14 protein-coding genes and 1 tRNA gene are annotated in these 12712 nt (G+C 56.3%); 5 read left to right on the top strand and 10 right to left on the bottom strand.

Annotated elements, in window-relative coordinates:
- Window position 1: 1 nt before the first annotated feature.
- On the bottom strand, window positions 2-508 hold the full coding sequence (locus tag IEX96_RS12115; RefSeq protein ID WP_150006305.1) for a MaoC family dehydratase: 507 nt from the start codon (window positions 506-508) through the stop codon (window positions 2-4).
- Window positions 509-720: 212 nt separating this feature from the next.
- Here IEX96_RS12115 and IEX96_RS12120 point away from each other — a divergent pair, with 212 nt between their 5' ends.
- Together IEX96_RS12120 and IEX96_RS12125 are read left to right on the top strand one after the other, a co-directional pair.
- The gene (locus tag IEX96_RS12120) at window positions 721-1941 is read left to right on the top strand and encodes a CaiB/BaiF CoA transferase family protein (protein WP_150006304.1); all 1221 of its coding nucleotides are present in this window, start codon (window positions 721-723) and stop codon (window positions 1939-1941) included.
- 9 nt (window positions 1942-1950) lie between these two features.
- Complete coding sequence (locus IEX96_RS12125) at window positions 1951-2757, top strand: SDR family oxidoreductase (protein ID WP_150006303.1); 807 nt, start codon at window positions 1951-1953, stop codon at window positions 2755-2757.
- Window positions 2758-2779: 22 nt separating this feature from the next.
- Here IEX96_RS12125 and IEX96_RS12130 read toward each other — a convergent pair whose 3' ends face one another.
- The 7 genes from IEX96_RS12130 to rplU form a co-directional block, all read right to left on the bottom strand.
- Window positions 2780-3538 carry an SDR family NAD(P)-dependent oxidoreductase gene (locus IEX96_RS12130; protein WP_150006302.1) on the bottom strand — a complete coding sequence of 253 codons (759 nt, stop codon included), beginning with the start codon at window positions 3536-3538 and terminating at the stop codon, window positions 2780-2782.
- Between the two features lie 75 nt (window positions 3539-3613).
- Entirely contained in the window at window positions 3614-4579 is a 966-nt protein-coding gene (locus tag IEX96_RS12135; RefSeq protein ID WP_188873999.1) for a DMT family transporter, read from the bottom strand.
- Window positions 4580-4827: 248 nt separating this feature from the next.
- Window positions 4828-5181, bottom strand: coding sequence for a ribosome silencing factor (gene rsfS, locus IEX96_RS12140; RefSeq protein ID WP_150006317.1), 354 nt, complete (start codon window positions 5179-5181; stop codon window positions 4828-4830).
- Window positions 5182-5226: 45 nt separating this feature from the next.
- Window positions 5227-5937: a nicotinate-nucleotide adenylyltransferase gene (locus tag IEX96_RS12145; protein WP_229773718.1), complete on the bottom strand. Its 711-nt coding sequence runs from the start codon at window positions 5935-5937 to the stop codon at window positions 5227-5229.
- A gap of 5 nt (window positions 5938-5942) precedes the next feature.
- Window positions 5943-7025 carry a GTPase ObgE gene (gene obgE, locus IEX96_RS12150; RefSeq protein ID WP_150006300.1) on the bottom strand — a complete coding sequence of 361 codons (1083 nt, stop codon included), beginning with the start codon at window positions 7023-7025 and terminating at the stop codon, window positions 5943-5945.
- 94 nt (window positions 7026-7119) lie between these two features.
- Window positions 7120-7380: a 50S ribosomal protein L27 gene (gene rpmA / locus IEX96_RS12155; protein WP_150000695.1), complete on the bottom strand. Its 261-nt coding sequence runs from the start codon at window positions 7378-7380 to the stop codon at window positions 7120-7122.
- Between the two features lie 28 nt (window positions 7381-7408).
- The gene (gene rplU, locus IEX96_RS12160; protein ID WP_373293768.1) at window positions 7409-7843 is read right to left on the bottom strand and encodes a 50S ribosomal protein L21; all 435 of its coding nucleotides are present in this window, start codon (window positions 7841-7843) and stop codon (window positions 7409-7411) included.
- A gap of 428 nt (window positions 7844-8271) precedes the next feature.
- Here rplU and IEX96_RS12165 point away from each other — a divergent pair, with 428 nt between their 5' ends.
- Window positions 8272-10851: a TonB-dependent receptor plug domain-containing protein gene (locus IEX96_RS12165; RefSeq protein WP_150006299.1), complete on the top strand. Its 2580-nt coding sequence runs from the start codon at window positions 8272-8274 to the stop codon at window positions 10849-10851.
- A 112-nt stretch (window positions 10852-10963) separates the two neighbouring features.
- Window positions 10964-11053, top strand: a tRNA-Ser gene (locus tag IEX96_RS12170).
- 330 nt (window positions 11054-11383) lie between these two features.
- Here IEX96_RS12170 and IEX96_RS12175 read toward each other — a convergent pair.
- Together IEX96_RS12175 and IEX96_RS12180 are read right to left on the bottom strand one after the other, a co-directional pair.
- The gene (locus IEX96_RS12175; RefSeq protein WP_150006315.1) at window positions 11384-11710 is read right to left on the bottom strand and encodes a YnfA family protein; all 327 of its coding nucleotides are present in this window, start codon (window positions 11708-11710) and stop codon (window positions 11384-11386) included.
- A gap of 23 nt (window positions 11711-11733) precedes the next feature.
- Entirely contained in the window at window positions 11734-12171 is a 438-nt protein-coding gene (locus tag IEX96_RS12180) for a MerR family transcriptional regulator (RefSeq protein ID WP_150006298.1), read from the bottom strand.
- A 160-nt stretch (window positions 12172-12331) separates the two neighbouring features.
- On the opposite strand from IEX96_RS12180, the gene IEX96_RS12185 reads away from it, so the two are divergent.
- On the top strand, window positions 12332-12640 hold the full coding sequence (locus IEX96_RS12185) for a hypothetical protein (RefSeq protein ID WP_188874000.1): 309 nt from the start codon (window positions 12332-12334) through the stop codon (window positions 12638-12640).
- Window positions 12641-12712: the final 72 nt, after the last annotated feature.

The following is a 12712-nucleotide window of genomic DNA, read 5'->3' on the forward strand; positions in this document are numbered from 1 at the left end:
GTTATCCTTCCAATCCATACCCTTTTTTCGGGATAAGCACAGAGCGTTCGAATTCGCACACGATGGTGCCATTCTGGTTTTTACCCCGTGTTTTCACCGTGACAATCCCCTGGCCGGGGCGGGATTTGGATTCGCGACATTCCAACACTTCGCTTTCCGCATAAAGGGTATCTCCCACGAACACCGGAGCAGTCATGCGGATTTCTTTCCAGCCTAAATTGGCAATGGCCTTTTGCGATACATCCGAAACGCTCATGCCCAACAAAAGGGAAACGGTGAGAGAGGACACCACCAAGGGCCGTTTGAATTCACTTTTGCTGGCATATTCGGCATCGAAATGTAGCGGGTGGGTGTTCATGGTGAGTAAAGAAAACCACGTATTGTCGCTTTCGGTGATGGTGCGTCCGGGGCGGTGCTCGTAGATATCGCCCACATGGAATTCATCAAACCAACGGCCGAAACTTTCCCGATACCGATGTTCGCCAACCGCTTCATGTGTTTGCACCATGGACTTTCTCCCACTTTGACATAAGACAATCAGCCTAGCGCTCTTGTTGCAGTGCGGCAAGGCGGCTTTTCGTGGGGCTTTGCCCTGATCCAGAGGGCAGGCAAAAGCAGTTCTGGAAAAATTGCCCTTATTCGTTAGGCTCCGGTCCTTGACCTGCACCATCAGGTGATCGACCAATGAGACGCCAACAGGACGCATGAAAAGGAACGGTTATGGCGATAACAAGCGGGGGGCCATTAAGTCATCTCAGGGTTCTGGATCTGTCGCGGGTATTGGCAGGGCCATGGGCGGGCCAGATATTGGGCGATCTGGGAGCCGATGTAATCAAGGTGGAACGCCCCGGCACTGGCGATGATACCCGCGCCTGGGGCCCGCCTTATTTGAAAGATACGGACGGTGCGGACCAAGAAGCGGCCTATTATCTGGGGGCCAATCGCAATAAGCGCTCCATTGCCGTGGATCTGTCACATGCGGAGGGACAAAAGATTATTCGCAAGCTGGCGGCCCAAAGCGATGTGGTGATCGAGAATTTCAAAGTGGGTGGGCTGGCGAAATACGGGCTGGATTATCCCAGTCTCTCGAAGGACCATCCGGGCCTGATTTACTGCTCGATCACCGGCTTTGGCCAGGACGGGCCCAGTGCAAAACAGGCGGGCTATGATTTTATCGTGCAGGGGCTTTCAGGATTGATGAGCATCACCGGCGAGGCCGATGGGCCGCCCATAAAGGTGGGAACTGCGGTGGCCGATCTCACCACCGCTATGTATGGGGTCATCGGGATTTTGGCGGCTTTGAGCCATCGGGAAAAAACCGGTGAGGGCCAATATGTGGATATGGCCTTGCTGGATACGCAAATGAGCTGGCTGGCCAATCAGAATATGAACTATCTGATTGGTGGCGAAAGCCCCAAACGCGTTGGCAATGCGCATCTCAATATCGTTCCCTATCAGGATTTTGAAACACAAGATGGGCGTGTGATCGTCTGTGTGGGCAATGACCGCCAGTTCCAGCGTTTTTGTGAGGCGATCGGAGCGCCGGAATTGGCGCGCAACCGCAGTTATGAAACCAATGCCTTAAGGGTGCGCCATCGGGATGTGCTGGTGCCTGCCATCGCAGCCAGGATGCGGCTTCACACAACGGCCCGCTGGCTTGAAATATTAAGCCATGTGAACATCCCGCATGGCCCCATCAATTCTGTGGGGGAAGCCTTTGCCGATCCGCAGGCCGTTCATCGGGGAATGCGGGTGGATATGGATCATCCTTTGGGTGTTTCTGTTCCCACTGTGGCCAATCCCATCCATCTGTCGAAAACCCCCGTCAGCTATCGCCGCCCCCCGCCATTATTGGGGGAGCATGGCGATGAAATCCTTGATGAATTGGGAATAGACCCGGAAGATAGGGCGCGTTTGAAAGACAGTGGCGCCATAGGATAAGGACAGCATATGCAGTTCGAGAAGAAAGTCGTCTGGATTACCGGGGCATCATCGGGCATTGGCGAGGCTTTGGCCAAGGTTTTGGCCAAGCGCGGAGCAAAGCTGATATTATCGGCACGGCGGGAAGATGAACTGAACCGCGTGCGGACTGAGATCATCAAGGCGGGCGGGGACGGGGACCAATATGTGGTGCTGCCTTTTGATGCCCTGGATGAAGCGGCTCTGGATGATGTGGTGGCCCGCGCCAAGGATGCTTTCGGGCATATTGATCTGCTGGTGAACAATGCGGGGATCAGCCAGCGTTCTATGGCTGTGGACACCGATATGGCGGTTTATCGCAAGGTTATGGAGCTGGATTTTTTCGCGCCCATTTCGCTAACGCAAAAGGTGCTGCCCATCATGCTGGCGCAAGGCAGCGGGCATGTGGCGGTAACCGCTTCGGTGGCGGGCAAGATCGGCGTTCAATTGCGGACCGGCTATTGTGCTGCCAAACATGCGGTGATGGGCTATTTCGATGCGCTTCGGGCTGAACTGGCTGCCGAGAATATCGCCGTGACCACTATCGTGCCGGGCTTCATCCAGACCAATATTTCAACATACGCCTTGAAAGGGGATGCGACCCCTTTTGGCCGCCAGACGGAATCCATTGCAGGGGGCATGGACGTTATGGCTGCCGCTGAGGTGATCGCGCGGGGATTTGAACGCGGCAAGCCGGAGATTTCGGTGGGGAAGGGCCGTGAGATGCAGGCTTTGTGGCTCAAGCGTCTCGCGCCCCGTTTGCTGTTTAAGATGATGGCATCCGTACGCGCTGAATAGCGCCCGCTTTTGCCGCCGGATTCTAGCGCGGAGCCATGCGCAATGCCCCGTCGAGCCGGATGGTTTCGCCATTCAGCATGGGGTTTTGCACAATCTGTTCCGCAAGCAGGGCATATTCCGAAGGGTCGCCCAAGCGGGCCGGGTGGGGCACTGATTTCCCAAGGCTGATGCGCGCGTCTTCTGGCAAACCCATCAGCAAGGGGGTGAGAAACAGCCCCGGTGCAATGGTGGTGCAACGGATTTGTTTGTCCGCCAAATCACGGGCCACGGGCAATGTCAGGCCGGCAATGCCGCCTTTCGATGCGGCATAGGCCACTTGTCCGATTTGTCCGTCGAAGGCGGCGATGGAGGCGGTATTGATGATAACGCCCCGTTCTTCCCCCATAAGCTCGGCGGAGATCATGCGGGCGGCCACAAGCCGGATGCAGTTGAAGGTGCCGATCAGATTGACCTCGATCACCTTTTTGAAGCTATCCAGCGGATGCGGTTCGCCGCGGCTGACGGTTTTGGCTGCCGCGCCAATGCCCGCGCAATTGACCAGGATGCGCGCCGTGCCATGGGCGTTTTGTGCCATATCGAGAGCTGCGCTGACGGAGGCCTCGTCCGTTACATCCACCTGCGCATAAAGCCCGCCGATTTCTGCGGCCAAAGCGGCCCCTTTTTCGGCATTGAGATCGAAAATGGCGACCTTTGCACCTTTGGCGGCGAAATGGCGGCTGGTGGCACCACCCAAACCGGATGCCCCTCCAGTAACGATGACGGCTGTATCCTTGAGTTGCATAGGAGCCTCTTTGCTATGGAATTTGATTGCCCTGCTCAATGCCACTTCTGGCGCATGGGATCAAGCCAGCAGCCATCAATCGGCAAAGGGGGCCGGGGGCTGGGCTAAAGGCTGGGTCGGGGTGGCTTGTGTTTTCTCTATGGCCTCGCGCCGCGCAAGCTGGGCTTCGCGTCTGGCGATATAAAGGGTGGAGCCAACGATCAACAAGGCTCCCGCGGCGGTCCATATATCGGGGCTTTCGCCAAATATCACATAGCCGACAGCGGCAGCAGACAGCAGCCGGATATATTCAAAGGGGGCAACGAAACTGGCATCTGCGGCTTGATAGGCGCGGATGAAGCTGCTTTGGGATGCCAAACCGATCAGGCCCAGCGCAACCAGCGCGATCCATTGCTCTGGCGTAGGCGGAACCCAAAACACAATGGCCGGACCGGTAAGCAAAATCAGAACCGCAAGATTGCCGTAAAAAATAATGGTGTTGGGATGATCGCTGGCGGCCAGTTGCTTCACCAGAATGACACCGACAGCCATGGCAAAGGCCACACCAAGAGCCGCCAATGCGGTCAACATTTCGCCTTGGGCCAAGGCGACGCCGGTGGGGTTGAGCATCACAAGTACGCCGGCAAAACCGATCAGGGTGGCAATGGTGCGCCGCAAGCGCATGGCCTCGCCCAAAAACATCACCGCCAAAAGGGCAATGAACAAGGGTTTGGAAAAGGAAATGGCGGTGACATACACCAAGGGCAGGCGTGTCAGCGTCCAGAAACCGACCACATTCACGATCACCAATGTTGAAGAACGGGCCAGCAAAAGCCCCACATTGCCGGGGTGAAACACCCGCCGACTTTGTCGCAGCATGAAGGGTAAAATCGCGGCCACCAGAAAGACCGACCGAATGGCGGCGATCTGGGACACCGGCATGGTTTGGCCCATATGTTTGACAATGGCCCCCATTAACGTCACCAAAAGAGCTGCCGCAAACATCCACCACACGGCACGTACCCGGCCCGGCAAAAGATTGAAGCGAGAAATGGCGTGCATGCCTTGGGGTTCTTTTATTGGTGATGCGGGTGGGGCTGTGCCTGTCCTTGACCTTGCCTCTGACCCTGCCGGGAGAGGGCATTGTCTTGGGCACTTCCATCTAAGCGGTATTTAGTCATTATCGCTGGTAAGAAAAGGCACAGGAAACGCCACGCCGGTCATAATGATGGCATGACGCACAAGCATAAGCAAAGCGCAATGAAATGTGGGGGCATCACCGGTTCAAAGTGATTTGCCACAAATCGGGTTTAGTGCGCCACAGGCTCCGCACCCAAATCCGCTGCCCACATCTTCTCGAGATTGTAGAAGCTGCGGACTTCCGGACGGAACAGATGGACGATCACATCGCCGGCATCGATCAACACCCAATCGGCTTGCGGCAACCCTTCAACACGGGCATGGCCAAGGCCTTGCTCGCGCAGTGTGCGCACAATGTGATCGGCAATCGCGGCAACCTGGCGGCTGGACCGGCCATTTGCGACGATCATATGATCGGCAATGCTGGATTTGCCCGATAACGGGATCGAGACGATCTCTTCCGCTTTATTGTCATCGAGCGTGGCAAGAACCGTTTCCAAAAGCTTACCGGATACCGCCGGCATGGATTTGGATGTGACGCTGGGCGTCGGTTCACTGGCGTGCAAACCTTACTCCTTTGGTTTCACAGCCACAGAAAACGGCGAAATCGCGGTTTGCGCTTCACGGATTTCAGTGGCAGACGCAGGGTGTCTGCGAAGGGAAATGAAAACCCAAGCCGGTGCTGTTTTGGTTGCAAGCGCTTTCGCGGCTTGAACGGACAGGCGGCTATGACGAAATCGGGTTGCCATTTTCCCCGTCAGACCTCTTAAAGAATAGTGATTACGGTCGAAAACCGCAAGCGGCACGGTGGCCACAATATCGGTCCAGCGTTTCCAATTCGGAAATTGCTGGAGATTATCGGCCCCCATCAACCAGATAAGGCGGCTGTGTGGTAATAGGCTCTTGAGCCGTTCCAGCGTGTTGGCCGTGTAGGTTGTGCCAAGGCGTTGCTCGATGTCGCTCACATGGATTCGCGGATGGCGCACCAGTGATCTGGCATAGCGCAACCGATCTTGAAGCGGCGCCATGTCTTTGCTGCTTTTTAAAGGATTTTGCGGTGAAACAAGCCACCAGACATGATCCAAATTCAAGCGCTTTATGGCTTCAAGGCTGATATGAAGATGCCCCTCATGGGCGGGATTGAAAGAACCACCAAGCAAGCCGATCCGCTGGCCGCGCCACAAATCCATCCCCGGTAATTGCGGAAAGCAACGGGGGGCGGGCGGCGTTGACCGCCCTTGGAACGGTGCCTTGGACGTGCAGACTGTCGGCCCCGTCATGGGCATCAATCGTCCCCCAAAGGCGACCAGTTATCGGTTGCAGTTTGCGGCTCTGCGTCCGGTATTTCCATCTTTTCCGGATCTACAGAGTGCGGATCGCGCACCGCATCGATACGGGCCAAAAGCTGCGACAAAAGATCGGTCACACCTTCGCCACTGGCGCTGGACAGCATGGTAACCGGCTTTTGAGCGACGGCTTCCAAAGCGGCGCGTTTTTCTTCGCGGGCCTCATCGGTAAGAGCATCGCATTTGCTGAGCGCAAGAATTTCAGACTTTTCAGCCAGACCATTGCCATAAGCTTCCAGCTCGGCCCGGATGGTCTGGTAATCTTCGGCAGCGGTTTCAGACGTGCTGTCCACCAGATGAAGCAACACGCCGCAGCGTTCCACATGGCCCAAAAAGCGATCACCAAGCCCAAGGCCTTCGCTGGCGCCTTCGATCAGGCCGGGGATGTCGGCCAGTACAAATTCCCGATCATTCAGGCCGACAACGCCAAGCTGTGGTGCCAAAGTGGTGAAAGGATAATCGGCAATTTTCGGTTTGGCGCGGGTGGTGGCCGCCAAAAAGGTGGATTTTCCGGCATTGGGAAGCCCGACAAGCCCCGCATCGGCCAACAGCTTCAACCGCAGAATGACTTCAAGTTCTTCCGCTTCGCCGCCTTTGGTGATCCGCCGGGGTGCCTGATTGGTGGAAGATTTGAAATGGGTATTTCCCAAGCCGCCCTGACCGCCGCGTGCCAACAGGATGCGGTCGCCCAAATTTTTCAGATCGGCGATCATGAACGCCCCGTCGCCATCGAAAATCTGTGTGCCTACAGGAACACTTAGAACAATATCCTTGCCGGAAGCGCCGGTCATGTTTTTGCCCATACCATGCTCGCCGCGTTGCGCTTTGATATGGGGCTGATAACGATAATCGATCAGGGTGTTGAGGCCTTCCACAGCTTCCACGATCACATGGCCGCCGCGTCCGCCGTCACCGCCATCGGGGCCGCCGAATTCCACATATTTCTCCCGGCGGAACGACATACAACCATGTCCACCGGCGCCGGAAAGAACGTGAATTTTTACCTGATCGAGAAACTTCATCGTCCAATTCTTTCAACGAAAAAAGGGAATGGTATTCCATCCCCTTTTTGCATGTTTTCCATCGAAACCGTTACGCCAAATGACGCAGGTTTCGTTATTTTTGTGCGGCAGGAGCCACATTCACAAGGGTTTTCCCGCGGGTTTTACGGAAAACCACTTCGCCTTCAACAATGGCGAAAATGGTGTAATCCTTGCCAAGGCCAACGCCGGTGCCGGGATGCCATTTTGTGCCGCGCTGACGCACGATGATATTGCCGGGGACCACATGCTGGCCACCAAATTTCTTCACACCAAGGCGTTTGCCAATGGTATCGCGACCGTTGCGGGAGGAACCGCCAGCTTTTTTATGTGCCATTTTGTCTTACTCCTAAGGGCTGCAGGCCTTATTCGGCCTTCTTGGGGGCTGCTTTCTTGGCGGCAGGCTTTTTGGCCTCCGACTTTGATGCGCCCGTTGACGCAGCCTTTTTAGCCGACCCTGCGCCGATGGCCTTCACACGCAGAACAGTTAGATCCTGCCGATGGCCGCGCTTGCGGCGATAGTTGTGGCGGCGTTTTTTCTTGAACACGATGACCTTGTCACCGCGACCTTGTTCAATGATCTCAGCGGTCACGACCGTCCCTTCAAGGGTGGGCGTTCCGACTTTGAGATCCTTGCCATCCCCAAGCATCAACACATGGTCAAGGGTGATGGTATCGCCGGCCGAGCCTTCAAGGCGTTCGATGATGACAACGTCACCTTCCGAAACCTTGTATTGCTTGCCGCCGGTTTTCACGACTGCGAACATAATCATTCTCTCATCTTGTACGCCGCAAATCACCGGGCGAGCTGTTCCCGAAACCGGGTCTCGCGCTTGGAGGTCGATGTCCGCAGGCTGTTACCGAATAGCTTTTGATAAAGCACAATAGCCGCGAGCCAAGCCCATCGGGAATGTCTCACGGTTGGGCGTGTGTATCCAGCGGGGCGCGCAATGTCAAGAATTGTTGGGTAGCTACACTGCTTTCCGATGGGGGGAGGGGCAAAAAAGCCCGATAAGAAGAGTTTTGTTTCAAAAATCCGATCTATTTAAGTGGAATATGCTTCTTTTTATGGTCTAGACTTCATTTATATGTCGATTTTTTAAATTAAGAGATTGTGCGTTGCACAAATATGTAATATGTCCGGTTGTTTCAGTTACACGTTAAGATAGGTAAAACCCGATGGCAATCTTGTCGAAAATCGGGACTGCCAAAAAAGGGAGAGAATTAAATGACACCGTCAAGATTGGCAAAACTGAGCCGTACGACGGCTCTTAGTGCGCTTTTGGCTGTTGGCCCGGCTCTTGGGCTTGAGGGTTTGTCCGGAAGCGCTGCCTTGGCACAAACAGAGTCGGCTGACGAGGCGCGTCCGGCCTTGGAACAGATTGTGGTTACGGGTACACGCCGCCTTGACCGTACCATTGCCGATAGCCCGGTTCCCATCGATGTTTTGAGCGCATCGGATTTGAGCAAGCAGGGCTTTACGGAAACCAATCAGATGTTGAGCAATTTGCTGCCGAGCTTCAACTTTCCGCAGCCCTCCATCACCGATGGCACCGATACCACTCGCCCAGCCACTCTGCGCGGATTGGCACCGGATCACACGCTTGTTCTGGTGAATGGCAAGCGCCGCCATACCAGCGCATTGCTGAATGTGAATGGCTCTGTGGGGCGCGGTTCCAGTGCCGTGGATTTGAACATGGTACCCGCCAGCGCTATTGAACGTATCGAGGTTCTGCGTGACGGCGCGGCCGCTCAATATGGTTCGGATGCCATTGCAGGGGTGATCAATGTGGTGTTGAAATCCCGCCCGGAAGGGGGATCGCTCACCGCGACTTATGGCCAGCATGTGACCACCTTGCCCGGTATTCCTGAATTTTCCGGCGTTGCCACAGGATCGAACGGGCAGCCCATGCTGGATGGTAACGGCAATGTCCAGTTGATCCCCACGGGCAAGAATCGCTCGGTGAACGACGGGGAAACGCTGACCATTCAGGGCAATCTGGGCCTTCCCATTGGCGAGCGCGGCTTTTTCAATGTCAGTGGTGAATATCGGGACCGCAATCCTACCAACCGCCAGGGCTTTGATCCGCGGGTGCAGTTCTCGGTGGATGATCCGCGTGAGCTTACGGCGAACCGCTTGAACCACCGGTTCGGCAATGCGGATGTGGAAGACATCTCGCTCTTTTATAATATGGGCTATGATCTGAGCGACGAGATTGAGTTCTATTCCTTTGCCAGCCTTGGCGATCGGCAAGGGGAAAGCGCCGGCTTTTTCCGTCGCCCCAATGACAGCCGCACCACGCCAGAAGTGCAACCCAATGGCTTTTTGCCGTTTATCGTGACTGATATTAACGATAAATCGGCAGCGGCGGGCGTGCGTGGCTCTATGGGGGAATGGCAGTTCGATACCAGCTTTGTCTGGGGGATGGACGAATTCAATTTCGGCGTGGAAAACAGCCTCAACACCTCGCTTGGGCCGACCAGCCCAACAGAATTTGACGCCGGTTCTTTGCGGTTCCGCCATATGGTGGCCAATGCGGATGTCCAACGCCTTGTGGATGTGGGATTCCTTGATAATCCGCTGTCTGTGGCGTTTGGTGCGGAATATCGTGACGAGCGCTATCAGGTGCGGGCAGGGGAGCCAGCCTCTTTCCTTCAGGGCGATTTCCCCGGCGCCGCCGGCTCGCAGGTTTTCCCCGGCTTCCAGCCTTCCAATGAAGTGACAGGTGACCGCAATAGCTGGGCGCTTTATGCGGAGCTGGATACAGATATTACCAGCAAGTGGAATGTGGCCATTGCGGGCCGTTATGAGGATTTCTCCGATTTCGGCAGCACATTGAACGGCAAGCTGGCCACCCGTTATGAAGTGATGCAAGGCTTGGCGCTGCGCGGCGCTGTTTCTTCAGGGTTCCGCGCTCCGTCTTTGTCGCAGCAATTCTTTACCTCGACGGCGACGAACTTCATCGACGGCATTCCCAATGAAGTGGGAACATTCCCGGTGGAAAGCGATGTGGCGGTGGCCCTTGGCGCAACACCTCTGGATGCGGAAGAGTCTTTCAACCTTTCCGCGGGTTTTGTGATCGATCCGCTGCCGGGCTTGAACATTGCGGTGGATTTTTACCGCATTAAGATCGACGACCGCATCGTTTTGACAGAAAACCTGCCGTCGGATGTTGTGGTTCCCTTGCTTGAAGGGATCGGGATCACCGGAGTGCAGCGGGCCCGGTTCTTCATCAATGGCGTTGATACCCGCACCCGCGGCGTTGATGTGGTGGCGACCTATAGCTATGATACTGATGATTATGGCTTGTTCCGCTTTACCGCAGGTTTCAATTATAACGAAACCGATGTGACATCGTTGAAAGCGGCTCCCGGCCCCTTGGCGGAAGCCAATCTCACCGGTGAAGATCTGTTTGGACGGCTTGAGCAATTGCGCTTTGAAAAAGGCCAGCCCAAAACCAAAACCAACCTCGGCGTGAACTGGCTGATGGAGCAGGTGGGCGCAACGGTGCGCTTCAACCGGTATGGCAAAGTGCTGGACCCGGGCACCACGGCCCTCACAGATGAGGTTTTGAGTGCAAAATGGGTCACGGATGTGGAACTGCGCTATGATTTCAATGATTGGCTGCAGCTTTCCGCCGGCGCGAACAATCTGTTCGATGTCTATCCCGATGCATCGCCCACTGGCGCACTTCCCGATGGCAGCGGAAACTTCTCGATTTTCAACGAGATTCTGCCCTTTTCCAGCTTCTCTCCCTTTGGTTTTAACGGCCGTTATATTTATGGCCGGGCAACCCTGAGCTGGTAAGCGCGCCGCTTGAAAAAAGACAGGTCGGAAGGGGGCGCCCTTCCGGCTAAAATAATTCCCAGATAGCATCTTGCCCTTGGGCAAAACTTCGATTAGGTTCCGCCCCGCCCGTGGAGAGGTGCCGGAGTGGTCGAACGGGGCGGTCTCGAAAACCGTTGTGCCCGCAAGGGTACCCAGGGTTCGAATCCCTGTCTCTCCGCCATTTTCCTATTGCGAATCAATATGATGGCCCTATGAAGGGCAAAATTCCTTTTGCCTTCCGAGGGTTTTGCGGGGTGCGGGTTTACTGCGGAGACCGTATCAGTGCCCCAAATACCCGAAATTCCCGTCTCCGTCTCTCTTCAACTTAACCGGAACGGCTTCGGTTAAGCTCCGCGAAACGTCGTATTTCCAAAGGCTTGCAAAAACGGCCCGGCTTTACTTTTGTGCCGGTGCTCATGCTCCCGGCTTTGGGATGCAACCCGCCGTCAATTGTGTGCCCGTCGCATAAAAGAACGTGATGGTGCGCAGCGGCTCGATCATAGCCCTGTCCTCATGCCGGACGCGGGCCGAGGAGGATGACGGCGGCACCGAAAACGCAGATGGCGGCGCCGATCACATCCCAACGGTCCGGGCGCTGCGCTTCGACCAGCCAGAGCCAGGCCAGCGAGGATGCGATGTAAATTCCGCCATAGGCCGCGTAGGCGCGGCCGGCGAAATCGCTGTCGATCCGGGTCAGAAGGAAGGCGAAGACCGCGAGACTGATCATACCCGGCGCCAGCCAGAGCGCGGATTTGTCCAGGCGGAGCCAGGCCCAGAAGGCGAAGCAGCCGGCGATCTCGGCCACGGCGGCGCCGATATAGACGGCCAACGCGGCCATGGGCGCGAACGGGGCGGCCATGCTCACGGCTTGGCCTCCGTCATCTGGTGGTTCTCGGTCACGCACTGCGCATGGTCGCTCAGGACCTCGATGACGCGGCAGTCGGAAATCTTTCCGCCCCGGCATTGCTCGATCATGCGCATGAGTTCGGTTTTCAGCGACACGAGACCCGTGATCCGGCGCTCCACCTGATCGAGCTGTCGGCGGGCGATCGCGTCGGCCGCGGCGCAGGACTGGTTCGGATCATCGGACAGGCTCAGGAGCTCGCGGATCGCGTCCAAGGGGAAGCCGAGCTCGCGGGCGTGGCGAATGAACGCCAGGCGGTCGATATCGGCCTGGGCGTAGAGCCGCCGGTTGCCCTCGGAACGCGGGGCCTGCGGCAGAAGGCCGATCTGCTCGTAATAGCGGATGGTCTGCACCTTACAGTCCGTCGCACGCGCCACATGGCCGATCGTGAACATAAATTCTTACCCGGTGAAAATTCAGGGTTGCTTCTACAGCTACTGTAGATGTTATATGTCCTGCAAACGAGTCGCAACGACAATCTTGCGCCGGTGGTGCAGGTGTCGCGAAGGAGCGGCTTCACGGATTGCTGACCGCATAGGGACTATGTCGCGCGGGATGAAGAAATACTTGGCATTGCTGGTGATGGCTGTCTTTGTCGCGATTCAGTTCGCCGACATCGCCATTCTTGACGCCGCGCCGACTAACGGTCTCGAACTGCATTCTCAATCGGATCACGATCAGGACAAGCAAGCCTTTGATGGCTGCGAAATCCATTGTGGGTGCCATGCTCTGCACCATATGGCGCCAGCCGGAAACGCCAGCGAGTGTCTCTACGAGGGCCTGACAAAGCCGATACTTTCAGGTGCCTACATCGGCAAAAATTCCCTCGGCCAAGGTCCGCCGGTCCCGCCTCCCAACGCCTGAACTCTCCAAGCCCTGAGTCTGTGCGCGAACACGGCGTCGTCGTGCCGCGTGCACCTTGGTAACCGAGACAGA

The sequence above is a fragment of the Iodidimonas muriae genome (assembly GCF_014647255.1).
Lineage (GTDB): Bacteria > Pseudomonadota > Alphaproteobacteria > Sphingomonadales > Rhodothalassiaceae > Iodidimonas > Iodidimonas muriae.